The following is a 23,485-nucleotide window of genomic DNA, read 5'->3' as shown; positions in this document are numbered from 1 at the left end:
TAACAACACAGCGAGGTAAGACGCCATGGCCTTTGATCTGGTCACGATTCCCTGTCTGTCGGACAACTACGCCTTTCTGCTGCGGGACCATGACAGCGGCGCGGTGGCGCTGATCGACGTGCCCGAGGCCGCGCCGATCATGGCAGAGCTTGACCGCCGCGGCTGGACGCTGAGCCAAGTCTGGTTGACCCACCACCACCCCGACCACGTTCAAGGTCTGGCCGAACTGCTCACCCGCTTCCCCGCCGAGGTGATCGGCGCCAAGGATGATGCCCACCGCCTGCCCCCGCTCGACCGCGCGGTGGCCGAGGGTGACAGCGTTGAGCTGGGCGCGCTTGCGGCCCAAGTGCTCGATGTGTCGGGCCACACCGTGGGCCATATCGCCTTTCACGTGCCCCAAGCCAAGGCGGCCTTTACCGCAGACAGCCTCATGGCGCTCGGCTGCGGCCGCCTCTTTGAAGGCACGCCCGCGCAGATGTGGGAAAGCCTGCAAAAGCTGGCCGCCCTGCCCCGTGACACGACGATCTGCTCGGGCCACGAATATACCGCCGCCAACGCAAAATTCGCCCTGACCGTTGATCCGGACAATCCCGCCCTTATATCAAGGGCCAAGGACATCGACAGCGCCCGCGCCAAGGGGCAGCCGACCGTCCCCTCGTCGCTTTCACTGGAACTAGAAACCAATCCCTTCCTGCGCCCCGCCGACCCGGCCATCCGCGCGACCTTGGGGATGCCAGACGCCACCGACACGGAAGTGTTCACCGAAATCCGCAGGCGAAAAGACCAGTTCTGAGCGCCTGCAATCATGGCTCAAAGTCCTCGCTCACGGCAAATGTGACCGATTCGGACCAGAATCTTCTTGAAGATGGGCGATGATCAACCAAACTCTAATACTATGAGGCCATGGTCGGACCGGGGCCTGAGACATCTCAGCACCTCACCGACCCCGATCGAAAAGGAGCACGCCCGTGCCTTCATTCTCGACTACACTTGAGCAGGCAATCCACGCGGCCCTCGCGCTGGCCAATGCCCGCCGCCACGAATTCGCAACGCTTGAACATCTGTTGCTGGCCTTGCTCGATGAACCCGATGCCGTGCAGGTCATGAAAGCCTGTTCCGTCGATGTCTCTGACCTGCGCGATACGCTGGTGGAATTCGTCGACGATGATCTCAGCAATCTGATCACCGACATCGACGGTTCCGAAGCGGTGCCAACGGCGGCTTTCCAGCGCGTGATCCAGCGCGCCGCAATCCATGTGCAATCCTCGGGCCGAACCGAGGTGACGGGCGCCAACGTGCTGGTCGCCATCTTTGCCGAGCGTGAGAGCAACGCCGCCTATTTCCTGCAAGAGCAGGACATGACCCGCTATGACGCGGTGAACTTCATCGCCCATGGTGTCGCCAAAGACCCGGCATATGGGGAATCCCGCCCCGTCACAGGCGCGCCCGAGACCGAGGAAGAGGCCCAAGGCGTCACCGACGGCGACAAGAAGGAATCCGCGCTGGCGAAATACTGCGTGGACCTCAACGCCAAATCCCGCGAGGGCGACATAGACCCGCTGATCGGCCGGGAGGGCGAGGTTGAGCGCTGCATTCAAGTGCTTTGCCGCCGTCGCAAGAACAACCCGCTTCTGGTGGGTGATCCGGGTGTCGGCAAGACCGCCATTGCCGAAGGGCTGGCGCGCAAGATCGTCGCCGGTGAAACGCCTGAGGTGCTGGCCAATACCACGATCTACTCGCTCGACATGGGCGCGCTCTTGGCGGGCACCCGCTACCGCGGTGACTTCGAAGAGCGGCTCAAGGCCGTGGTGACCGAGCTTGAGGATCACAAGGACGCCGTGTTGTTCATCGACGAAATTCACACCGTAATTGGTGCCGGTGCTACTTCGGGCGGCGCGATGGATGCCTCCAACCTGCTGAAGCCCGCGCTTCAGGGCGGCAAGTTGCGCACCATGGGCTCCACCACCTATAAGGAGTTCCGCCAGCACTTCGAGAAGGACCGCGCGCTGAGCCGCCGGTTCCAAAAGATCGACGTGAGCGAGCCTTCGGTCGAAGACGCCACCAAAATCCTCAAGGGGCTCAAGCCCTATTTCGAGGAGCATCACAGCGTCAAATACACCTCCGACGCGATCAAGACTTCCGTCGAACTGGCGCATCGCTACATTAACGACCGCAAGCTGCCCGATAGCGCGATCGACGTGATCGACGAAGCCGGTGCCGCCCAGCACCTCGTCGCCGCCTCCAAGCGCCGCAAGACCATCGGCACCAAGGAGGTCGAGGCCGTGGTGGCCAAGATCGCCCGCATCCCGCCGAAGAATGTCTCCAAAGACGATGTGGTGGTGCTGAAAGATCTGGAAAGCTCTCTCAAGCGGGTGGTGTTTGGTCAGGACGACGCCATCGTGGCGCTGTCTTCGGCGATCAAACTGTCCCGCGCAGGTCTGCGTGAGCCGGACAAGCCCATCGGCAACTACCTCTTCGCTGGCCCCACTGGCGTGGGTAAAACCGAGGTCGCCAAGCAATTGGCCGACACCCTTGGCGTGGAACTGCTGCGTTTCGACATGTCGGAATATATGGAGAAACACGCGGTCAGCCGTCTGATCGGCGCGCCTCCGGGCTATGTCGGTTTTGACCAAGGCGGCATGCTCACCGATGGCGTGGACCAGCATCCGCATTGCGTGCTGCTGCTCGACGAGATGGAAAAGGCGCACCCGGACGTCTACAACATCCTGTTGCAGGTGATGGACCACGGCAAGCTGACCGACCACAATGGCCGCACGGTGGATTTCCGCAATGTGGTGCTGATCATGACCTCCAATGCGGGTGCCTCCGAACAGGCCAAAGCGGCAGTGGGCTTTGGCCGCGACCGCCGCGAGGGCGAGGATACCGCCGCCATCGAGCGGACCTTCACGCCGGAGTTCCGCAACCGTCTGGACGCCGTGATCTCCTTCGCACCGCTGCCGAAATCGGTGATCCTGCGGGTGGTCGAGAAGTTCGTGCTGCAACTCGAAGCGCAGCTGATGGACCGCAACGTGACCATCGAACTGTCGAAGAAGGCCGCCGAATGGCTCGCCGACAAGGGCTACGACGACAAGATGGGCGCGCGTCCCTTGGGCCGCGTGATCCAAGAGCACATCAAGAAGCCGCTGGCCGAGGAGCTGCTCTTTGGGAAGCTGGCCAAGGGCGGTGTCGTCAAGGTCGGCGTCAAGGATGATGAGTTGACGCTCAAGGTCTTGGGCAGCGAAAGCAAGCGTCTTTCCGGTGACCGCCCCCCGCTGCTCACCGCGGAATGATCTATCGGGCCGTACTGGCCCTGATCCTCTCCTCCGCCAGCCCTGCGCTGGCGGAGGATTTGCAATTGGCCTTCCCGCTGGATTGCACCCTTGGGCAGGACTGCCACATCCAACAATATATGGACCGAGACCCGAGCGGCGGCGCAGAGGACTACCGCTGTTCCGGCCTGACCTATGACGGCCACAAGGGCACGGATTTCGCCCTGCCCGACCGCGCGGCGATGGCCGCGGGCGTGACCGTGCGCGCCGCAGCGGCGGGGGTGGTCAAAGGGCTGCGGGACGGGATGCCAGATGGCGCGCCGCTTTCGGAGGTCCAAGGGCGCGAATGCGGCAACGGCGTGGTGATTGATCTCGGCGACGGCTGGGAGACGCAATACTGCCACCTCCGCCGCGGCTCGCTCCGCGTGCAGGAAGGGCAGGAGGTGGCGGTTGGCGAGCCTCTCGGCCTCGTTGGCCAGTCCGGCAAAGCTGCCTTTCCGCATCTGCACCTGTCGCTGCGCCATCACGGCAAGCCCGTCGATCCATTTGCCCCCGAAGGCCATAGTTGTGACATCGAACCGCGCAAAACCCTTTGGCAAGACACCCCGCCCTACCGCCCCGGCGGGCTGATCGCCCTTGGTTTTGCCGACCGCGTGCCCAGCTATGATGAGATCAAGGCGGGCGAAGCCAATCGCGACAGCCTGCCAAAGGATGCGTCTGCCTTGGTCATCTACGGCTACAGCTATGGCACGCGAAAGGATGACGTGCTGCGCCTCAGCCTCGCGGGGCCAAAAGGCACGGTCATCGAAAGGGATGTGCTGATGGAGAAGCCGCAGGCACAAGCCTTTCGCGCCATTGGCAAACGCGCGGCTTCTGCGCCATGGCCAGCCGGGCGCTATACGGGCAGAGTCACCCTGCTGCGCGAGGGCCGTGTGATTGACGAAAAGACTGGCGTTCTGACCCTGCGATAGGCCGGGGCTGCCTGCCTACTTCTCAGTAAACTTCAACTCGATCCGCCTGTTCTGCGCCCGCGCGGCTTCGGTATTGCCCTCGGCCACGGGCTGATACTGGCCAAAGCCATTGGCAGCCAAACGATCCGGCGCGATGCCGAGGAAATTGACCATATATTTGACCACCGACAGCGCCCGCGCTTGGCTGAGTTCCCAGTTGTCCGCAAACTCTCCAAAGCCGGAAAGCGGCACATTGTCGGTATGACCATCGACGCGGATCACCCAATCGATCTCGGGCGGGATGTCGTCTACCACGCTGCGCAGGATGCCCGCCACCTTGGCAATCTCACCCTCCCCGTCTTGGCTCAGCACCGCGCTGCCCGGCGCGAAAAGCACCTCGGAGGAGAAGACGAAACGGTCGCCTTCGATCCGCACTCCCTCCTGATTGCCCAGCAGATCACGCAACCGCCCAAAGAATTCCGAGCGGTACTGGGCGAGGTTCTTGCTCTCTTCCTCAAGCCGCTTGCGCTCTGCCGCCTCCAACTCGGCGCGGCGGCGTTCCTCCGCCGCGACCCGCGCCAGCGCGGTGTTCAACTCGGAGCCAAGCGATTGCAATTCCACCGATTTCGCCGCATCCCGCGCCACCGCGTCATCGAGCAGCGCCTGTAGGTTCCCCAATTGCGCGCGCAGTTCCGCGACTTGCTGGTTCAGCAATTCGGTCTGCCGCTGCGCCGCCGCGCTCACGGCTTTCTCCTCGGCCAGCGTTTCTTCGGCCTGGGCCAAAAGGGCGGCGCGGCGTTCGGCGGCGGTGGTCTTATCCTCGGCCAAAGTCTCCGCCGCGAGTTTTGCCGCCAGCGCCTGCGCCAAACGTTCGCGCAGATCCGACTGCGTGCCGCTCAGCGCTTCGCCCTCTTCCTCAAGGCTCTGCACACGGGCCAGCGCCTCGGCCAGACGGGCGTTCAGGGCCTGCTCAGTCGCCTCGGCCTGCGCCAGCCGCGCACGCAGGTCCTCTTCGGTGCCTTCCGCGGCTTCCAACTCTTCGGCCAGCGCGGCGCGTTCGGCCTCCAGACCCGCGCCGCTCTCCTCCAGTCGTTCCATCCGCAGCAGTACTGCGGCAAGCTCACTGTCGAGATCGCTGCGCGCCGCGCGGGCAGCGGCCAAAAGGGTCAGCGTCTCTTCGGCCTTCTTGCGCTGCGCCTCAAGCGAGAGGGTCATGGCCGTCAATTCCGCATCCGCATCCTCCAGCCGGTCGCGCAGGGCCTGCGCCGCTGCGGCTTCGGCCAGACGGGCGGCTTCCTCGGCGCTGAGCGCCTCTTCGGCCTCCGCCACCTCGGCATTGAGGGCGGCGACTTCGGCCTCGGCTTCGGCGTTCTGCGCCCGCAGATCGGCCACCAGCGCATCCAACGCCTCGCGTTTCGCGGCGGCGAGCCGGGCGGTTTCCGCCTGCGCGTCGATCTCCTCCCGCGCGGCGCTGAGCGCGAGGTTCAGCGCCTCTTGCTCATCCAACAGCGCGGCTTCGCGGTCTTCCAAGTCACCGATCCGCGCCTGATCTTCCGCCTGCGAGGCCAAAAGCGCGGCCACCCGCGCCTCAAACCCGGTGATCTCAGCCTCCGCCGCTTGCAAGGCAGCCGCTTGCGCGTCGCGTTCGGAGGTCAGCCCGGCGATCACCGCCTCTTGCCGCGACACCTCATCACGCGCGTCGTTCAGTGAGGCATTCAGCGCGCCAAGCCGCGCCTCCAGCCGCGCGGTGGTGCGCTCTTCGACGCCAAGCGCTTGGGCAAGGGCCGCAACCTCTCCGGCCAGTTCGTTAAGCTCGCTTTCCTGCCCGCTGATCCGCTCTGTCAGGACGAATTGCACCACCATGAAGATGGTCAGCACGAACATCAAAACTAGCAAGAGCCCGGTCATCGCATCGACGAACCCCGGCCAGATGGAGCCCTGAAACCGTGCGCCTGTCCGCCGGGAAAGTGCCATTACTGGTCCCCGCCACCGGGGATATCGCTGGCCCGCATGCGGCGGGCCTCAGGGGCGCGTTGCCCGGAGAGCGCCTTGGCCAGCAAGGAGATATCCTTGCGCAATTCGGCCATGGTTTCCTGCCGCCCGGCAGAAATCTCTTCCAAAATACGCAGCATCTGCACGTCGATGGAGCGTAGGCGCATCCGGCTTTCCGCGTCGATCCCTTCGCCCGCGACCTGACCTTCGAGCGTGGCGATCAACCGGTCTTGCCCATCGGCCACCCGCTCCAGCGCGCTGGTGGTGGTGGTGTCATGTTCCATCCGCGTGGTCATCCGGTCCACGGCATCGGCCAGCTTGCCCAGCTTGTCGTCGACCATGGCGCGGCTGACGTCGGATTGGGTGAACATCTGCTGCATCTCGGCCATCTGTTCGACCATCTGGTCCATCACGCTGGCCATGATGTTCTGGTCGCTCACATCGTCGCCCGAGGTCAGCCCGACCCGCGTGATGGAACTCAGCCAATCTTCCAGCTCTTGATAGAAACGGTTCTGCCCGTGGCCCGCGAAAAGCTCCAACAGCCCCACGACGAGAGAGCCCGCAAGCCCTAGAAGCGAGGAGCCGAAGGCCACGCCCATGCCGCCCAACTGCGCCTCAAGACCGGTCATCAAGCGGCCAAAGACATCGACGCCCGCCTCCCCCTCACCGGGGGCGAGGGAGCGGATCGTGTCGACCACCGCCGGAACGGTCGTGGCCAGCCCGTAGAACGTCCCCAGAAGGCCGAGGAAAATCAACATGTTGACAATATAGCGCGTGATCTCGCGCACTTCGTCAATGCGCGAGGCGACGGAATCGAGGATCGACCGGGTGGAGGTCGTGCTGACCTGCATCCGCGCGCCGCGTTGGCGCAAAAGCGACGCCAAAGGTGCAAGCAATTGCGGCGGCTTGGCGTCGGGTTCGGCATTGCCAGCGGCGAAATCCTCGATCCAGCGGACCGAGCCGATAAGCTGCATCACTTGATAGAAACAGGCGAGCACACCGACGATGAAGACAAAGATGATGACCCCATTCAGCCATGGGTTCGCGGCAAAGATCGGCAGCACCCGTGGCAGCGCCAGAAAGACCCCGGCCCCTGTGAGGCCGAGCGCGATCAGCATCAGAGAAATCTGACGCACCGGTTGTGAAAACTGCGGTTTTGCTTTGCGGTCTGGCTGTGCCATGCGGCCTTTCCTGACCCTTTGTTCTGCTCTTGCCGCAGCTTACACTGAAACGGCAAAGAGTTGCCAAGTTTTTATGAGGTCAACGCCTTCACCCGATCATGCAACCACTCCAACGCGGGGTCATGCAAGCCCACTTCGGACAGATGCACGGCGGTGTTGATCAAATACTCGGTATTTGGTCCGCGTCCGCCTACGGCGCGGGCAATGATCTGCGCCTGTTCTTCCAAGGGCAGCCCGCCGCAATATTGCTCATGCGCCGCGTCGATCACATAGGTCACCGCCTCCACGTCGCGGCCATCGGTCAGATGCACGGTGAGGTTTTTCTCGACATAGGCCGAAGAGATCAGCTCACGCTCGCGCAGGTACTCCAGCGTCTGCGCCTCCTGCCCCGCGGCGACCCGCATCGCCATCCCTTCGCAGGCCGAGCGGACGGATTCGTCAAGCGCCAGCACCAGCCCCGGCTGTTCGACCGTGCCCCGGTGATGGATCGAGCGCATGCAGAACGATCGGGCATAGCCCGGCAGCGTCGCGATCACGCTTTCCGCTACCTCAAAACCGGGGTTCCACAAGAGGCTGCCATAGCCAAATACCCACATTGTCATCCTGCTGGTCCTTTCTGCTGGCCTTCGGTAAACCGCATCTGAAGCACGATTTGAAGGGCTATCGAAATGCGGAAATTGGTTTGGCTGCTGATTGTGCTCGCCGCACTTTGGGGTGCGTGGTGGGCTGCCGCCACGACGCAGATGCAAAGCACCCTGACCCGCCTGCTCGACACCCGCCGCGCGGCGGGTTGGGAGGTGACGCTCAAAGAGATCGACAAAGCGGGCTTTCCCCTGTCCTTGCAAAACCGGCTGAGCGGGTTTGCCGTGGCAGACCCGGCCCGCGGTCTGGCATTCGAAGCCCCGCAGCTTGATCTCTCCGCCCCGGTCTGGTGGCCCGGAGATCTCTCCGCCCGCGCGCCCGTTGCAGTTGCAGACCTGCCCGCAGGCGCCCTACCCCTAACGCTAAAGATGCGCGACCTGCGCGCCGATCTGGAACTGCATCCCGGCACCTCGCTTCAGCTGGAGGCGATGGCGCTTCGCAGCACGCATCTTGAGGTCGACGGCCCCGACGGGCTGCTGCTGGAGGCCGAAGAGCCGCGGATGCGGATCGCGCAATCGGGCAGTGCGGCGCGGGATTATGCCATCGCGCTGCTGCCCGGCGGCATCACCCCCGGCCCCTTGCTACGCAAGGTTTTGGGCGATGGCGCGGGCCAGCCCGGTGGGCAGCCGATCCTCTCGGCGCGGATGGCCGTAACCTTTGCCCGCCCGCTGGACCGGCACAGCGCGATGGCAGGCACCCTGCCGCAGATCGACGCGCTGACGGTTGAGAATGTGGATGCCGCTTGGGGCGAGGTGGCTTTGGGCGCCGAGGGGGCGCTCACCTTTGACCCCGCGGGCATTCCCGATGGGGTGCTGAGCCTGCGGGTCACCAATTGGACCAAACTGCTGGACGCGGGCGAACGTGCGGGCTTTCTGCCACCGTCGATGCGCGGGCAGGTCGACACCATGCTGCGGCTGTTGGAAGCGCGGGGCGGCACGCCGGGCGGATTGGACCTCGACCTGATCTTTACGGATGGTCAGATGATGCTGGCGGGGATCCCGCTTGGCCCCGCGCCGCGGTTGATCCAGCCCTAACGGCCGCTTAGCGGCAGTAGCTACCACTGCGATAGCGCGCCGTGTCGAAGTGAAAGTGGTCTTGGTGAAAGCGGTCCGCCTCTGGCCCCAGCACCGTGCCAAACGGCCCGCAGGCACCCCGATGCATCCGGCGCAAAGCCGCGCTGCTGCGCCGCGCGCGCCAGCCCTTCAGCAGGCTGATCGTGCTGCCGTCCGCCAGTTCAAACCCGGAAATGTCGATCGCGCGGCCCTTGCCATGTTCGGAAATCTTACCGCCCTTGCGGTTGTTCCGCGTCCGACAGGCGTAATGCGCGGCGACCTTGAGCTCCTTCAGCCCGCCGCCCTGCCCCGCCAAAGCAGGCACCGCCGATTGGCGCACCCATGTGTTCAGCGCCTTTGCCGTGGTGCAATCCATCACCGCCGCGGTGCTAAGCCGGATGCCCGAGACCGAGCGGACTTTGACCGCATCCTCAATCCCGCAACCGTTGATCCGGCCCGCCACCCGGCCTACCCGCTTGCCCTGAATTGCCAGATCACCGCAGACCGCGCCCTTGGCCAACATCCGCTGGCGAGCACGGGCGGCCTGTTCGACCTTGGCGCTGCGCAGGGTGGGACGGAGCGATGCTTTCATCCCCTGCCCGCCCTCGGCGGCGGCACGGGCGACGGGATCACGTTCGGGCGGGGCGATCGCGCCGCCGGGGGCGACGCTCACCCGCAAGCTATCCCCCTGCTGACGCGCCACGGGCCGCTCAGAACTGTCCGGCCCCGCAGCCAGGGCAATTTGCCCCAGCATGATCAGCGGCAGGACAGCCCAGCCCGTCACGACTTGGGCGCGCCCCGGCCAAAATCGGGCGCGTCGGTATCCTGCCCCGCCTCGATAATGCCGCGCCGGATCGCGCGGGTGCGGGTGAAATAGGCGTGCAGATGATCGCCGTCGCCGGTCCGAATGGCGCGTTGCAGGGCGAAAAGCTCTTCGGTGAAACGGCCAAGGATTTCCAGCGTCGCGTCCTTGTTGGTCAGAAAGACATCGCGCCACATTGTCGGGTCACTTGCCGCGATCCGGGTGAAGTCGCGGAAACCGGCGGCGGAATACTTGATCACCTCGCTGTCGGTCACCCGGCGCAGATCGTCGGCCACGCCCACCATCGTATAGGCGATGAGGTGCGGCGCGTGGGAGGTGACGGCCAGCACCAGATCGTGATGCTCGGCGTCCATCTCCTCAACATTGGCGCCCGCCCCTTCCCAGAGCGCGCGGAGCCGCGCGATGGCGTCCTTGTCGGTGCCTTCCACGGGGACCAGCAGGCACCAGCGGTTGTCGAAGAGCTCGGCAAAGCCGCTGCGCGGGCCGGAATGCTCGGTCCCCGCCAGCGGGTGGCCGGGGATGAAGTGCACACCGTCGGGCAGATACGGCCCGACCTGCGCGATCACGTCGGCCTTGACCGAACCCACATCCGTCACCGTGGCACCCGGCGCCAAATGCGGTGCGATCTCGGCGGCCACGGCGCCCATGACGCCCACCGGCACGCAGAGCACCACCAGATCGGCGCCCGCGACGGCCTCAGCAGCACTGTCGCAGACCCGGTCGCAAAGCCCGATTTCACGCGCCGTGGCGCGGGTCTCGTCGCTGCGGGCATAGCCAGTGACTTCGCCCGCCAGACCGCCGCGCTTCATCGCCCAGAACAGCGAGGAGGCGATCAGCCCCAACCCGATCAGGGCGACCCTGTCATAGACCTGCGCCATCAGTTACCCCCTTTGAACTGCCGCACGGCATGGACGACGCGGCGGCAGGCGCTCTCATCGCCCACGGTGATGCGCAGACAGTTGGGCAGGTTGTAGCCCGCCACCCGGCGCACGATCAGCCCTTGGGTCTTGAGGTAGTCGTCGCAGGCCTCGGCCTCCGCCTGATTGGCGAAGCGGGCCAGCACGAAATTGGCGAGCGAGACGTCCGAGGGCACGCCGATCTCGGCCAGCGCATCGGCCAGCCAGGTGCGCCAGCGGGCGTTCTCGGCGCGGCAATGGTCGGTATAGGCGCGGTCACGCATCGCCGCCTCGGCGGCGTTGAGCGCGGCCTGCGACAGGTTGAACGGGCCGCGTACCCGGTTCAGCACGTCGATCACATGGCCCGGCCCATAACCCCAGCCAATGCGCAGCCCGCCCAGCCCATAGAGCTTGGAGAAAGTGCGCGTCATCACCACATTGTCGCGCCGGTCGACAAGTGCGGCACCACCGTCATAGCCCTCGACATATTCGGCATAGGCCCCGTCGAGCACCAGAAGCGCCTGCGGCGGCAGCGCCTCGGCCAGACGTTCAAGCTCGGCCAGACCGATCATCGTGCCGGTGGGGTTGTTGGGGTTGGCGATGAACACCAGCCGCGTCGCCTCGGTGCAGGCGGCGAGGATGGCATCGACATCGGTCACCCGCTCACGCTCGGGCACCTCGACGGGCGTCGCGCCCGCGGCGAGGGCCGAGATGCGGTACATGGCAAAGCCGTGCTCGGTGTGCACCACCTCGGTGCCCGGGCCGGCATAGGCTTGGCAGAGGAAGGCGATGATCTCATCCGAGCCCGCGCCGCAGATGATCCGCTCGGCATCGAGGTCCAGAACCTCGGCAATGGCGGCGCGCAGGGCGCTATGGTCGGAGGATGGGTAGCGATGCAGGTCATAGGCCGCGCGGCGATAGGCTTCGACGGCGGCGGGGCTGGGCCCTAGCGGGTTCTCGTTCGAGCTGAGCTTGACCACATTCTCAAGGCCCGCGACATGCGCCGCACCCCCTTGATAAAGGTCGATCTCCATAATGCCCGGTTGCGGTGCGATCTGTGTCATCTCGCTCTCATCCTCACGCTACTGCCGCCCTTCTATCGGGGGTGTCGCGGTGATGCCAGAATCATTCTGCATCCGCGGCGCCAGCGGACAGGCTGTTGCCCTGCTGCCCGCCCCTCTGCGCAAAAAGAAAAGGCCGCGCGGTTTGCACCACGCGGCCTTTGGCATTCGACAGGCGAAGAAGCTTAGTTCTTCGCGTAGAATTCCACGACGAGGTTCGGCTCCATCACAACCGGATACGGCACGTCGCCGAGGCTCGGTGTGCGCACGAAAGTCGCGGTCATTTTTGAGTGGTCGCACTCAAGGTAGTCCGGCACGTCACGCTCGGGCAGTTGCACGGCTTCGAGAACCGAGGTCAGCTGCTTGGAACGGTCACGCACTTCGATCACGTCACCCTCTTTCACGCGGTAGGAGGGGATGTTGACCTTGCGGCCGTTCACTTTGACGTGGCCGTGGTTCACGAACTGGCGTGCGGCGAAAACGGTCGGCACGAATTTGGCGCGGTAAACAACGGCGTCCAGACGGCGCTCCAGCAGGCCGATCAGGTTTTCACCGGTGTCGCCCTTGACGCGCTCGGCTTCGCCGAAGATGCGACGGAACTGCTTCTCGGTCAGGTCGCCGTAGTAGCCTTTGAGCTTCTGCTTGGCACGCAGCTGAATGCCGAAGTCCGACATTTTGCCCTTGCGGCGCTGGCCGTGCTGGCCGGGGCCGTATTCACGACGGTTCACCGGGGACTTCGGACGACCCCAGATGTTTTCGCCCATACGGCGGTCTAGTTTGTGCTTGGCAGCTGTGCGTTTTGTCACGGCTGATCTCCTTTATAAGGCCCCGAGGGGCGGTAAAGGGCGTTGTCCTTTGGCCGAAGCCCGACAGGCTTCCCCTTGCGGGTCCACCAACACCAATGAAGGGGCGCTTATACGGGGCCATGGCGGGGAGTCAACGGGGGATTTTCGGCGAATTTGATCCGCCCCGCCCCTACCGTGCCATCGCAGCACAGGGCGCGTGGCGGTGACAGGTCAGGATATGATCGTTCACCAGCCCGCAGGCCTCCATCCAGGCATAGGTGATCGTCGGCCCGCAGAATTTGAAACCGGCTTTCTTCAGGTCTTTGCTCACCTGCTCGGACAAGGCGGTCTTCGGCGGCACCTCGGCCTGTGTGGCAAAGCGGTTTTGCAGCGGTTTGCCATCAACATAGCGCCACATGAAGGCGTCGAACCCCTCGCGCACCTCCAACTCCTGCCATGCGCGGGCGTTGGTGATGGCGGCCTCGATCTTGCCCCGGTGGCGGATGATGCCCGGATCACCCAGCAGGCGCAGCACATCCGCCTCGCCCCATTCAGCAATCTGGTGTGGATCGAACCCGGCAAAGGCCGCACGGAAATTATCGCGTTTTTTAAGGATCGTGATCCAGCTCAGCCCCGCCTGAAACCCGTCAAGGATCAGCTTCTCCCAAAGCGCGCGGCTGTCGTATTCGGGCACGCCCCATTCGGTGTCATGGTAAGCTTGGTAAATCGGGTCATCCCCGGCCCAGTCACAGCGCTGCATCTTCGGCCCCCTCTGCGCGATCCACCGCGGAAATCGCCGCTGATTAAGACCGTATTATCACCTTTGCGCCCATACCAATCGCAGGACAGCAAGAGAGTACCGCCGTGCCCCGTCGATTCCAACGCCCTTTCGCCGACGTTCCCCCGGTGGGGACAGCCCGCTGAATCATGCGGTGATGCAGCGCGATGCCGCAACGCTTGAAATGGTGCGCGAGGCCGTGGCCCATCGCCAAACGCTGCTGGCGTTCCAGCCCGTCATGCTGGCCAGCAATCCGACAAATGTTGCCTTTCACGAGGGGCTGATCCGCCTGCTTGATCCCACGGGCCGCGTGATTCCGGCCAAGGATTTCATGCCCGCGATCGAGGACACGGATACCGGGCGGCAGGTGGATGTTCTGGCCCTGCGTCTTGGGCTGAACGCGCTGCACCACCATCCCGGCCTGCGGCTGTCGATCAATATGTCCGCCCGCTCCATCGGGTATCAGGAATGGACTCGCGTCTTGCGCCACTGGCTGGCCCGCGATGCCACCTTGGGCGAACGGCTGATCCTTGAGATCACGGAAAGCTCGGCCATGATGGTGCCGGAACTGGTGACAAGCTTCATGAACCAATTGCAGCCCCACGGCATCTGCTTTGCCATGGATGATTTCGGGGCGGGGCAAACGGCGATCCGCTATTTCAAGGATTTCTACTTTGATGTCCTGAAGCTTGATGGGCAGTTCATCCGCGGCATCGCCACCAACCCCGACAACCGTGCCCTGACCGCCGCGCTGATGTCCATCGCCACGCATTTCGACATGTTAACCGTGGCCGAATGCGTCGAGAACGCCGCCGATGCGGCGGTGCTGACCGAGATGGGCGTCGACTGCCTGCAAGGCTACCACTTCGCCGCGCCAACCACCCGGCCCCCGTGGCTGAATTTCGACCGGGTGCGCGCCACCGGCTAAGCCAGCGCGGACAGGCCGCCGGGGCTGCGGCGGCGGGCTGCCTGCTCAGTTGCCGCATTGCAGCGCATCCGCTATCACTACCTCAGAGGGACGGGAGCGCCCACGCCCGACGATGGCGCGTGTCGGTGTGCCCCCGCCCAACAAGGTAGAGGAAAGTCACATCATGACCAATGTCGTCATCGCATCCGCCGCCCGGACCGCCGTGGGCAGTTTCGGCGGAGCGTTCGCCAATACGCCCGCCCATGACCTTGGTGCCGCCGTTCTGAAAGAGCTGGTGGCCCGCGCCGGGGTGGACCCGTCCGAAGTCTCCGAGACCATTCTGGGGCAGGTGCTGACCGCCGCCCAAGGTCAGAACCCGGCGCGTCAGGCGCATATCAACGCAGGGCTGCCGAAAGAGAGCGCGGCTTGGGGCATCAACCAGGTCTGCGGCTCGGGCCTGCGCGCCGTGGCGTTGGCGGCCCAGCATATCCAACTGGGTGACGCGAATATCGTGGCCGCTGGCGGGCAAGAGAACATGACCCTCAGCCCCCATGCGCAGAACCTCCGCGCGGGCCAGAAAATGGGCGATCTGCAGTTCATCGACACGATGATCCGCGACGGCCTGTGGGATGCGTTCAACGGCTACCACATGGGCCAAACCGCCGAGAACGTGGCCGAGAAATGGCAGATCAGCCGCGACCAGCAAGACGAATTCGCCGTCGCCTCGCAGAACAAGGCCGAAGCCGCGCAGAAGGCTGGCAAATTCGCCGATGAGATCGTTCCCTTCACCATCAAGACCCGCAAGGGCGAGACGGTTGTCGATCAGGACGAATACATCCGCCACGGCGCCAATATCGAAGCGATGCAGAAGCTGCGCCCGGCCTTCACCAAGGACGGCTCCGTCACCGCGGCCAATGCCTCGGGCATCAACGACGGTGCGGCGGGTGCACTGCTGATGAGCGCGGATGAGGCCGAAAAGCGCGGCATTCAGCCGCTCGCGCGGATCGCCTCCTATGCCGCCGCCGGTCTCGACCCGTCGATCATGGGCGTTGGCCCCGTCTATGCCTCGCGCAAAGCGCTGGAGAAAGCCGGTTGGTCGCCCGAAGACCTCGATCTGGTGGAAGCCAACGAAGCCTTCGCCGCGCAGGCCTGCGCCGTGAACAAGGAGATGGGCTGGGATCCGGAAATCGTGAACGTCAACGGCGGTGCCATCGCCATTGGCCACCCGATTGGTGCCTCGGGCGCGCGGGTGCTCAACACCCTGCTGTTCGAAATGCAGCGCCGTGACGCCAAGAAAGGTTTGGCGACGCTGTGTATCGGCGGCGGTATGGGTGTTGCCATGTGCCTAGAGCGCCCCTAAGACTAAATCGGCGCGCAACTTTCTTGCGCGCCGAAACATGCATTTGCAAGAACATTACCTTGAGGGAGGGATTACATGTCACGCATCGCTTTGGTCACCGGGGAAGTCGCGGGATTGGCGCGGCCATTTCGACCACGCTGAAGAACAAAGGCTATACCGTCGCCGCCACCTATGCCGGCAATGACGAAGCCGCCGCGAAATTCACCGAAGAGACCGGCATCAAGACCTATAAATGGAACGTGGCAGATTACGACGCCTCCAAAGCGGGGATCGAACAGGTCGAAGCCGAGCTTGGCCCCATCGAGGTGGTGGTCGCCAATGCGGGCATCACCCGCGACGCGCCCTTTCACAAGATGACCCCCGACCAGTGGAATGAAGTCATCGCCACCAATCTGACCGGCGTCTTCAACACGATCCACCCGGTCTGGCCCGGCATGCGCGAACGCAAGTTCGGCCGCGTTGTCGTGATCTCTTCGATCAACGGGCAAAAGGGGCAGTTCGCGCAGGTGAACTATGCCGCGACCAAGGCGGGTGATCTGGGCATCGTGAAGTCATTGGCCCAAGAGGGCGCGCGCGCGGGCATCACCGCCAATGCCATCTGCCCCGGCTATATCGCGACCGATATGGTCATGGCCGTGCCCGAAAAGGTCCGTGAAAGCATCATCGCGCAGATCCCCGCCGGACGTTTGGGAGAGCCCGAAGAAATCGCCCGTGCGGTGGCCTTTCTCGTCTCCGACGACGCCGGTTTCATCAATGGCTCGACGATCTCGGCCAATGGGGCGCAATTCGTCGTCTAACGGGCGGATGTTCTAGAAATTTATTGGGCCAGTCTTTTCCCAAGACTGGCCTTTTTTAATGCGACAAATGAAAGCCGAATGCGGCACTTACTGGCCATCCAGTCTGCCGCCCCGCCAAAGCGGAACGACAGCGATCAAAAACGCCGCATTGCGCGGTAAGGGTCAGCTCGACAGGCGGCTAATCTCCTCTTTCAAACGCAGTTTTTCCTTTTTCATGGAAGCCACTTTCAAATCGTCCATACCGGGGGCGCGTTGCGCGGTTTCCACCGCCTCACTCATCGCCTGATGCTTGCGCTTCAGGGTGTCCAGATGTGCGTTCAAAGCCATACAATCCTCCATGATTGGTGTGTGGAATTTCAGTGGACCACAGCGCGACCCACAAGTCACGCGGCACCGCAGCATAGGGGTGAAGTTGGTAAAGAAACGCTTAAGAAGTAGGATAGACCAGCGGCGCCCCCCGGCGCAGGACCGCTTCGATTTCCGGCACATAGCTATCGCCGTCCCCTCATGCCGCGCGCCACGGTGCATGACAAAGCTGTGATAGAGCCGAAAAGCACCGCGTCCGTTCTTGCGCGCACGCAAGAGAATCAACTCCGGCATCCTTCCCGCGCGTGACGCAAGCGGCAGCACCTCGACCGATCCCATCTCATGCGGCAGCGCCGCCAGAATCTCGGGCAGCCGTTCGGCGCGATGGATAAAATGCGCCTGCCCCTTGGGCTTTATCCGCCGCGCGGCGGTGCGGACCCATTGTCGCAGCGGTGTCGCCTCGCCCAAGGCCGTCTCGCGCCCCGGATCTCGGGACTGGACCGAAGCGGCCCGGTCGAAGTAGGGCGGATTGGCAAGAACGTGGTCAAATTGTCGCTGGCGCAGATGCAGGGGCATCTCGGTCAGATCGGCCTCCACCACCTCCAGCGCCGCGCCGCCATTGCGCCGCGCCAGTTCGGCATAGGCGGGTTGCAGCTCACAACCCGTCAGCGTCAGCCCCGGCACCCGCGCCCCCAGACAAAGCACCGCCGCACCGGCCCCGCAGCCAAGCTCCAGCACGCTCTGCCCTGCCTTGGCCTCGATGCTCGCGGCCAGCAAAACCGGGTCCACCCCGGCACGATAGCCCCGCCCCCGGCGCGGCTGCCAGAGGTGCAGCTTGCCGCCCAGAAAAGCGTCGCAGGTCAGGTCGTCTTCGGTGAAACGGGTCACAGCCCCAGCGGAATCTCATTGTCGCGCATCACCCGCAGGGCGGCGTCATGATCATCAGGATGCACCATCAGGCGGCGCGGGAAAATCCCAATGCCCCCTTCGAGCACGCTCATGTTTACGTCCATTTCAAAGCAGTCTATATCCTCCCCCCTGAGAAGGGCGGTGGCAAAGGCGATGATGGTCATGTCGGTGCTGCGCAAAAGTTCCTTCATATCAAAGATGTAGAGCCGGATCACCGGCATGTCGAGCGGGACGCGGGAAATGATGATGAAAAGTGATGCAACGGGCAAACCGCACGACCGCATGGCGGCCTATCTAAGCGATGATATGGCGGCGGTCAGCGCCCTGATCCGCGAGCGGATGGCGTCGAAACACGCGCCCCGTATCCCCGAGGTCACCGCCCATCTGGTCGAAGCGGGAGGCAAGCGCCTGCGCCCGATGCTGACGCTAGCCGCGGCCCGGATGTGCGGCTACGGTGGCCCCTATCACGTCCATCTGGCCGCCACGGTTGAGTTCATTCACACCGCGACCCTGCTGCACGACGATGTGGTGGACGAAAGCGCCCAACGGCGCGGGCGGCCTACGGCGAACCTTCTGTGGGACAACCAGTCGTCAGTGCTGGTGGGGGACTACCTCTTTGCCCGCAGCTTTCAGTTGATGACCGAGCCGGGCTCGATGCCGGTGATGCGCATCCTGTCGAACGCCGCCGCGACCATCGCGGAGGGCGAGGTGCTGCAACTGACCGCGGCGCAGAATCTGGCCACGGATGAACAGGTCTATCTGCAAGTCGTGCGCGGCAAGACGGCGGCGCTCTTCTCAGCCGCGACTGAGGTGGGCGGCGTGATCGCCGATGCGCCGGAGGATCAGGTCACGGCGCTCTATGACTATGGTGACGCGCTTGGCATCGCCTTCCAGATCGTCGACGATCTGCTGGATTATCAGGGCGACACAGGGGCCACGGGCAAGAACGTCGGTGACGATTTCCGCGAGCGCAAACTGACCCTGCCGGTGATCAAAGCCGTGGCCAAGGCCGACGAGGAGGAGCGCGCCTTTTGGACCCGCACCATCGAGAAGGGCAAACAGGAAGAGGGCGACCTCGACCATGCGCTGATGCTTTTGGCCAAACACGACACGCTCACCGCGACGCAGCGCGATGCCTGTGACTGGGCGGAGAAGGCCAAAGCGGCGCTTGCCCCCCTGCCCGACCATGAGTTGAAAGACATGTTGATCGATCTGGCCGACTACGTCGTCGCCCGGATCAGCTAAGCGGCCAAGATCGGCGCGGCGGCGACCCACCATCGCGGCGCCGCGCTGGCGATGCGATGGGCGGCGGCCTCGGCCTGCGCCACCGTGGCGTAGAGGCCGAAACAGGTCGCGCCCGAGCCGGACATCCGCGCCAGCGCCGCATCGCTCAACGCCTCCAGACAGCCCCCGATGACCGGCTCCCGCGCGATGGCGGGCGCGGCAAGGTCGTTGCGCTGTGCGCTCAGAAAATCGATGAAGTCGGAAAAGCCCGCGAAGCTCGGGATCACCTCGGGCATCGGCGGCTGGTTCTTGTCGCTGAGCGCCGAGAAGACAGCGGGCGTCAGCACATCGACGCCGGGGTTCACCAGCACCATATGGCAAGGCGGCAGCGCGGAAAGCGGCGTGAGGATCTCTCCCACCCCCTGCATCCGCTGGGGGCCGCGTGTCAGACAGACCGGCACATCCGCCCCGAGCTGCGCGGTCTCTGTGGGCAGCGGAACGCCCCAATGCGCCGCAAGCAAGTTCAAGGCCGCCGCCGCATCGGCAGAGCCGCCCCCGATCCCCGCCGCTGCGGGCAGGTGTTTCTCAAGATGCAGTGCGGCGCCACGGCCCGCGCCTGCGTCCAGCATCTCTGCCGCGCGCAGGACGAGGTTGCGCGCATCGGTCGGCACCCCTTCGGCCCGCGGGCCGCTGACCGTCAGGGTCAAATCATCCGCGGCAGCCACATCCAGCCGATCGCCCACGCCAGCCCGCACCACCAGCGAATCCAGCAGGTGATAGCCGTCTGCCCGCTGGCCGGTGCAATGCAGGGTCAGGTTCACCTTGGCCCAAGCCATCCGCGACGCCGCAGCGCCGGGGTCGGCGGGCGCCCCATCGTTTGAAAAGCTCATTCGTCCGCAGCAACCTTAAGCGGGGCCGCGCCCTCTTCGGCCAGTACGGCATCGAGCCCGACTTCCAGCTTGCGGCGCATCCGCTCGGGGTCGGCCTCTGAATCCGCATCCGTCAGGTCAACGAAAGAGAGCGCCCGACGCCACTGGAACTCGGCCTCGCGTTTGCGGCCCACGGCCCAGTAAACATCCCCGAGGTGATCGTTCACCACCGGATCGACCGGCTCCAGCTCGACCGCGCGTTCCATCTGCTCAACCGCTTCTTCGTAGCGGTCCAGCCGGTAGAAGACCCAGCCCAGCGAATCGACAATATAGCCGCTGTCGGGGCTGGCCGCGACAGCGCGTTCGATCATCTCCAGCGCCTCGTCCAAGTTGCGCTGCTGTTCGACCAGCGAATAGCCGAGGTAGTTCAGCACCTGCGGCTGCTCGGGGTTCAACTCAAGCGCCGAGCGGAAATCCGCTTCGGAGCCTTCCCAATCGCCGCTGCGTTCCTTGGCGATGGCGCGGGCGTAGAACAGCACCCAGCGGGCACGGGCGGTTTCGGGCGTCAGCGCGAGCGCTTGATCGTAGGAGGCGATGGCCGCCTCATAGTCCTCTTCAGCCCGCAGCATATCGCCTAGCGTGGAATGCACCACGGCCAGATCACCATGGCTGCGCGCGAGTTGTTCCAGCACTTCGATCGCCTGCGCGGTCTTGCCCGAGCGGCGCAGCGCATCGGCGCGGCCCAGTTCGGCGGCGTGATAGGCCGGGCTGTCGGCAGGCAGGGATTTATATTCGGCAATCGCCAGATCATGCTCGCCAAGGTTCTCCAACAGGCTTGCCGTCAGCAAAAGCGCATCGACATGGTCCGGTCGCAGATAACGCGCGATGCGCGAATAGAGCAGAACGTAATAGTCCCCCGCCGCCTCATTGCGCAGAACGGCGGCGAAGGTGAAAAACACCTCGGCCATGCCCGCTTGGGCGTCGGGCATATGGCTGAAAGGCGCGGGCGTTTCCTGCTGCAAACCTTCGATCAGCCGCGCGATTTCGGGGTCGCTATCCGCGCCAAAACCGTCCGAGAGCACGGCCAGCGCATCCTCGCTGCGCCCCAATTGGCCAAGGATCTCGGCATGGGCCATCACGCCGCGCCGGGTCTGGCCTGCGGCCCCTGCCTCACCACTGGCAAAGATCGCCTCCGCCCCTTCGAAGTCGCCGACGCTCGCCAGCGCGAGGGCCTTGTGATACATCACGAAGCCCTGCATCCCGGCCTCTTCGCTCAGGCTGTCGAAAGCCTTTATCGCGGCGGTGACATCGCCCGCCCCCATATGCGCCCATGCCTGCACCAGCCCGCCGACCCAAGGGCCGATGGCCGAGGTATCGCGTTCAAGCAGGGCCTTGTAATCGCCCTCTTTCGCCAACGCGGCCACAAGGGTCATCTCGGCCACCTGGCTCTTGGTGCCGAGGGTGATCATATTGCGTGCCAGCGGCAGCGCCTTGTCCACCCGCCCGAGCGAAAGATAGGACAGCACCGCGCTTTCCATCAGTTCGATGTTCTTCGGGTCCCGCGCCAGCGCCTCGGTATAATACCGCGCGGCCTCGGGTAGTCGCTGTTCACGGCGGCATGACGCCCCGCCAGATAGGGGCCTGCGACCGATTGCGCCATCAGCGGCGCCGACAGGCCGATGCAAAGCGCCGCAACGCTGGTGAAACCTAGGACATTCCGAAACATGCAAACCGCCTCATATCGCTTTGCTTGCAGGCTATCATCTTCGTGCCGGGGCGCAATGGCGGGGCGGTGATGTCGCCCATGGCCGACAGGTTTTCGCCGAAAAGACGAAAAAGACCGACACGCCTGCGCGTGCCGGTCCTTTAATTGCGCCTTTGGCGATGGCTCACATATTCGGGTAGTTCGGCCCGTCGCCGCCCTGCGGGGTGGTCCAGACGATGTTCTGTGTCGGGTCCTTGATGTCGCAGGTCTTGCAATGCACGCAGTTCTGGAAGTTGATCTGGAACCGCGTCTCGCCGGTTTTGTCATCCTCGACGAACTCGTAAACCCCCGCCGGGCAATAGCGGGCCGAGGGGCCCGCGTATTTCGGCAGGTTCACCTCGACCGGAATACTCGGGTCTTTCAGCTTGAGATGCGCAGGCTGGCTCTCCTCGTGATTGGTAAAGGAGAAGGCCACGTTGGTCAGACGGTCAAAGCTGAGTTTGCCATCGGGTTTGGGGTAGTCGATCTTCTTGTGCTTATCCGCAGGCTCGGTCGCCTCGGCATCCGATTTGCCGTGGCTCAGCGTGCCCAAGAGCGAGAAGCCGAGCGTGTTGGTCCACATATCGAAGCCCCCAATCGCCAGCGAGGCTGTGAGCCCGTATTTCGACCAGAGCGGCTTGAGGTTCCGAACCTTCTTGAGGTCGGTCCCAATCGGCCCTTCGCGCACATCGGTCTCGTAATCGGTCAACTCATCACCGCCACGGCCTGCTTGGATCGCCGCATAGGCCGCCTCTGCCGCCGCCTTGCCCGAGAGCATGGCGTTGTGGTTGCCCTTAATGCGCGGCACGTTGACCATGCCCACCGAACAGCCCAGCAGCGCCACACCGGGGGCCACCATCTTGGGCATCGACTGATAGCCGCCCTCGGTGATCGCCCGCGCGCCGTAGGCGACGCGTTTGCCGCCCTTGAGCAGTTCGGCCACCATCGGGTGATGCTTGAAGCGCTGAAATTCCATGTAAGGGAAAACATGCGGGTTCTTGTAGCCGAGGTGGACGACGAAGCCGACGTAAACCTGATTGTTCTCAAGGTGGTAGATGAAGGACCCGCCGCCCGCATTGCTGTTGAGCGGCCAGCCCATTGTGTGGGTGACGGTGCCCTCGCGGTGCTTGGCGGGGTCGATCTCCCAAATCTCTTTCATGCCAAGACCGTACTTCTGCGGCTCTTTGCCCTCATCCAGCCCGTATTTGGCGATGACCTGTTTGCTCAGGCTGCCGCGCACGCCTTCGGAGAGGAAGACATATTTGCCGTGCAGTTCCATCCCCGGCTCATAGCTCGGGCCGGGGGTGCCGTCGGCATTTTTGCCCATCTCACCGGCGACAACGCCTTTGACTTCGCCGTTCTCGCCAAAGACGAGTTCGGAGCAGGCCATGCCGGGGAAAATCTCGACGCCCAGTTCCTCGGCCTGTTCGGCCATCCAGCGGCAGACATTGCCCAGTGAGACGATGTAGTTGCCGTGGTTCTTCATCAGCGGCGGCATGGGGAATTCCGGAACACGCAGCTTGCCCGCCTCGCCCAGCAGGTAAAAGTTGTCTTCCTTCACCGGCACGTTCAGCGGCGCGCCTTTTTCCTTCCAATCGGGGATCAGCGCGTCCAGCCCGCAGGGGTCAAGCACCGCGCCCGACAGGATATGCGCGCCCACTTCCGAGCCCTTTTCAAGCACCACAACATTGCAATCGGCGTCCAACTGCTTGAGCCGGATCGCAGCCGACAGGCCAGCAGGCCCGGCGCCGACGATCACAACGTCATATTCCATCGCTTCGCGTTCAATCTCGGCCATTTTGGTGCTCCCTCACGGCAAATTCGGTTTGGATTTGGCTAAACCACCGCCGCGCGCAATGCAATCGCGACCCTGCGTTTATTGCGCAAAACGTGGGCTCCACGACATAACATGACGCGCGACCTTGCGGATCGCCAGCTCT

General features: G+C 64.1%; 19 protein-coding genes and 3 pseudogenes. 8 read left to right on the top strand and 14 right to left on the bottom strand.

The genetic code is table 11. The features are described from left to right. The first annotated feature begins 25 nt into the window (after positions 1-25). From gloB to CUR85_RS10755, 3 genes are all read left to right on the top strand, one after another. Positions 26-793 carry a hydroxyacylglutathione hydrolase gene (gene gloB / locus CUR85_RS10765; protein ID WP_067262216.1) on the top strand — a complete coding sequence of 256 codons (768 nt, stop codon included), beginning with the start codon at positions 26-28 and terminating at the stop codon, positions 791-793. A 175-nt stretch (positions 794-968) separates the two neighbouring features. Beyond that, positions 969-3,290: an ATP-dependent Clp protease ATP-binding subunit ClpA gene (gene clpA, locus CUR85_RS10760; RefSeq protein ID WP_067262217.1), complete on the top strand. Its 2,322-nt coding sequence runs from the start codon at positions 969-971 to the stop codon at positions 3,288-3,290. Beyond that, the gene (locus CUR85_RS10755; RefSeq protein WP_067262219.1) at positions 3,287-4,240 is read left to right on the top strand and encodes a M23 family metallopeptidase; all 954 of its coding nucleotides are present in this window, start codon (positions 3,287-3,289) and stop codon (positions 4,238-4,240) included. Before clpA ends, CUR85_RS10755 begins: the two co-directional genes overlap by 4 nt. 15 nt (positions 4,241-4,255) lie before the next feature. On the opposite strand, the gene CUR85_RS10750 is transcribed toward CUR85_RS10755, so the two are convergent. From CUR85_RS10750 to CUR85_RS10740, 3 genes are all read right to left on the bottom strand, one after another. After that, positions 4,256-6,193: a peptidoglycan -binding protein gene (locus CUR85_RS10750; protein WP_067262220.1), complete on the bottom strand. Its 1,938-nt coding sequence runs from the start codon at positions 6,191-6,193 to the stop codon at positions 4,256-4,258. Continuing rightward, positions 6,193-7,392: a biopolymer transporter ExbB gene (locus CUR85_RS10745; protein WP_067262221.1), complete on the bottom strand. Its 1,200-nt coding sequence runs from the start codon at positions 7,390-7,392 to the stop codon at positions 6,193-6,195. The genes CUR85_RS10750 and CUR85_RS10745 overlap by 1 nt, the downstream gene beginning before the upstream one ends. 71 nt (positions 7,393-7,463) lie before the next feature. Further along, positions 7,464-7,994: a gamma-glutamylcyclotransferase gene (locus CUR85_RS10740; protein WP_067262222.1), complete on the bottom strand. Its 531-nt coding sequence runs from the start codon at positions 7,992-7,994 to the stop codon at positions 7,464-7,466. Positions 7,995-8,060: 66 nt separating this feature from the next. Here CUR85_RS10740 and CUR85_RS10735 point away from each other — a divergent pair, with 66 nt between their 5' ends. Continuing rightward, positions 8,061-9,068, top strand: a complete 1,008-nt coding sequence (locus CUR85_RS10735; protein ID WP_067262226.1) for a DUF2125 domain-containing protein — start codon at positions 8,061-8,063, stop codon at positions 9,066-9,068. Between the two features lie 7 nt (positions 9,069-9,075). Here the strand turns inward: CUR85_RS10735 and CUR85_RS10730 are convergent, their stop codons facing one another. From CUR85_RS10730 to CUR85_RS10710, 5 genes are all read right to left on the bottom strand, one after another. Beyond that, positions 9,076-9,870 carry an extensin-like domain-containing protein gene (locus CUR85_RS10730; protein ID WP_280322632.1) on the bottom strand — a complete coding sequence of 265 codons (795 nt, stop codon included), beginning with the start codon at positions 9,868-9,870 and terminating at the stop codon, positions 9,076-9,078. Next, a complete protein-coding gene (locus CUR85_RS10725; protein WP_067262228.1) occupies positions 9,867-10,787 on the bottom strand; it encodes a prephenate/arogenate dehydrogenase family protein in 921 nt (306 codons plus the stop codon). Before CUR85_RS10725 ends, CUR85_RS10730 begins: the two co-directional genes overlap by 4 nt. Beyond that, positions 10,787-11,869 (bottom strand): histidinol-phosphate transaminase, encoded by a 1,083-nt coding sequence (hisC, locus tag CUR85_RS10720; RefSeq protein WP_067262230.1) that lies wholly within the window; start codon positions 11,867-11,869, stop codon positions 10,787-10,789. The genes CUR85_RS10725 and hisC overlap by 1 nt, the downstream gene beginning before the upstream one ends. Before the next feature lie 182 nt (positions 11,870-12,051). Next, a complete protein-coding gene (gene rpsD, locus CUR85_RS10715) occupies positions 12,052-12,672 on the bottom strand; it encodes a 30S ribosomal protein S4 (protein ID WP_067262232.1) in 621 nt (206 codons plus the stop codon). Positions 12,673-12,841: 169 nt separating this feature from the next. Further along, positions 12,842-13,411, bottom strand: a complete 570-nt coding sequence (locus CUR85_RS10710) for a DNA-3-methyladenine glycosylase I (RefSeq protein ID WP_067268548.1) — start codon at positions 13,409-13,411, stop codon at positions 12,842-12,844. Positions 13,412-13,586: 175 nt separating this feature from the next. On the opposite strand from CUR85_RS10710, the gene CUR85_RS10705 reads away from it, so the two are divergent. The 3 genes and pseudogenes from CUR85_RS10705 (at position 13,587) to phbB (ending at position 16,493) form a co-directional block, all read left to right on the top strand. Next, a complete protein-coding gene (locus tag CUR85_RS10705) occupies positions 13,587-14,357 on the top strand; it encodes an EAL domain-containing protein (protein ID WP_231886461.1) in 771 nt (256 codons plus the stop codon). A gap of 163 nt (positions 14,358-14,520) precedes the next feature. After that, positions 14,521-15,696, top strand: coding sequence for an acetyl-CoA C-acetyltransferase (locus CUR85_RS10700; RefSeq protein WP_067268551.1), 1,176 nt, complete (start codon positions 14,521-14,523; stop codon positions 15,694-15,696). Between the two features lie 75 nt (positions 15,697-15,771). Then, a pseudogene (gene phbB / locus CUR85_RS10695) lies at positions 15,772-16,493 on the top strand (acetoacetyl-CoA reductase). Between the two features lie 162 nt (positions 16,494-16,655). On the opposite strand, the gene CUR85_RS10690 reads toward phbB, so the two are convergent. The 3 genes and pseudogenes from CUR85_RS10690 to CUR85_RS10680 all read right to left on the bottom strand — a co-directional run bounded on the left by CUR85_RS10690 (position 16,656) and on the right by CUR85_RS10680 (position 17,899). Further along, on the bottom strand, positions 16,656-16,820 hold the full coding sequence (locus CUR85_RS10690) for a YdcH family protein (RefSeq protein ID WP_082852182.1): 165 nt from the start codon (positions 16,818-16,820) through the stop codon (positions 16,656-16,658). Between the two features lie 100 nt (positions 16,821-16,920). Continuing rightward, positions 16,921-17,687: pseudogene (locus CUR85_RS10685) on the bottom strand (tRNA1(Val) (adenine(37)-N6)-methyltransferase). Continuing rightward, on the bottom strand, positions 17,684-17,899 hold the full coding sequence (locus CUR85_RS10680; protein WP_040700850.1) for a putative signal transducing protein: 216 nt from the start codon (positions 17,897-17,899) through the stop codon (positions 17,684-17,686). The pseudogene CUR85_RS10685 and the gene CUR85_RS10680 overlap by 4 nt, the downstream one beginning before the upstream one ends. Before the next feature lie 55 nt (positions 17,900-17,954). Between CUR85_RS10680 and CUR85_RS10675 the strand changes: the two genes are divergently transcribed. Continuing rightward, a complete protein-coding gene (locus CUR85_RS10675) occupies positions 17,955-18,953 on the top strand; it encodes a polyprenyl synthetase family protein (RefSeq protein ID WP_067268550.1) in 999 nt (332 codons plus the stop codon). Here CUR85_RS10675 and CUR85_RS10670 read toward each other — a convergent pair. The 3 genes and pseudogenes from CUR85_RS10670 to CUR85_RS10660 form a co-directional block, all read right to left on the bottom strand. Continuing rightward, positions 18,950-19,768 (bottom strand): 4-(cytidine 5'-diphospho)-2-C-methyl-D-erythritol kinase, encoded by an 819-nt coding sequence (locus CUR85_RS10670; RefSeq protein ID WP_169306073.1) that lies wholly within the window; start codon positions 19,766-19,768, stop codon positions 18,950-18,952. The two genes, CUR85_RS10675 and CUR85_RS10670, sit on opposite strands and share 4 nt — an antisense overlap. Positions 19,769-19,818: 50 nt before the next feature. After that, positions 19,819-21,527 (bottom strand): annotated as a pseudogene (locus tag CUR85_RS10665) (tetratricopeptide repeat protein). A 163-nt stretch (positions 21,528-21,690) separates the two neighbouring features. Then, a complete protein-coding gene (locus tag CUR85_RS10660; RefSeq protein ID WP_067268539.1) occupies positions 21,691-23,343 on the bottom strand; it encodes an electron transfer flavoprotein-ubiquinone oxidoreductase in 1,653 nt (550 codons plus the stop codon). Positions 23,344-23,485: the final 142 nt, after the last annotated feature.

Origin of the sequence: Sulfitobacter faviae (genome assembly GCF_029870955.1) — a bacterium.
Lineage (GTDB): Bacteria > Pseudomonadota > Alphaproteobacteria > Rhodobacterales > Rhodobacteraceae > Sulfitobacter > Sulfitobacter faviae.
The sequence above is the reverse complement of the archived record's forward strand: the minus strand, read 5'-3'. Positions and strand labels throughout refer to the sequence as shown.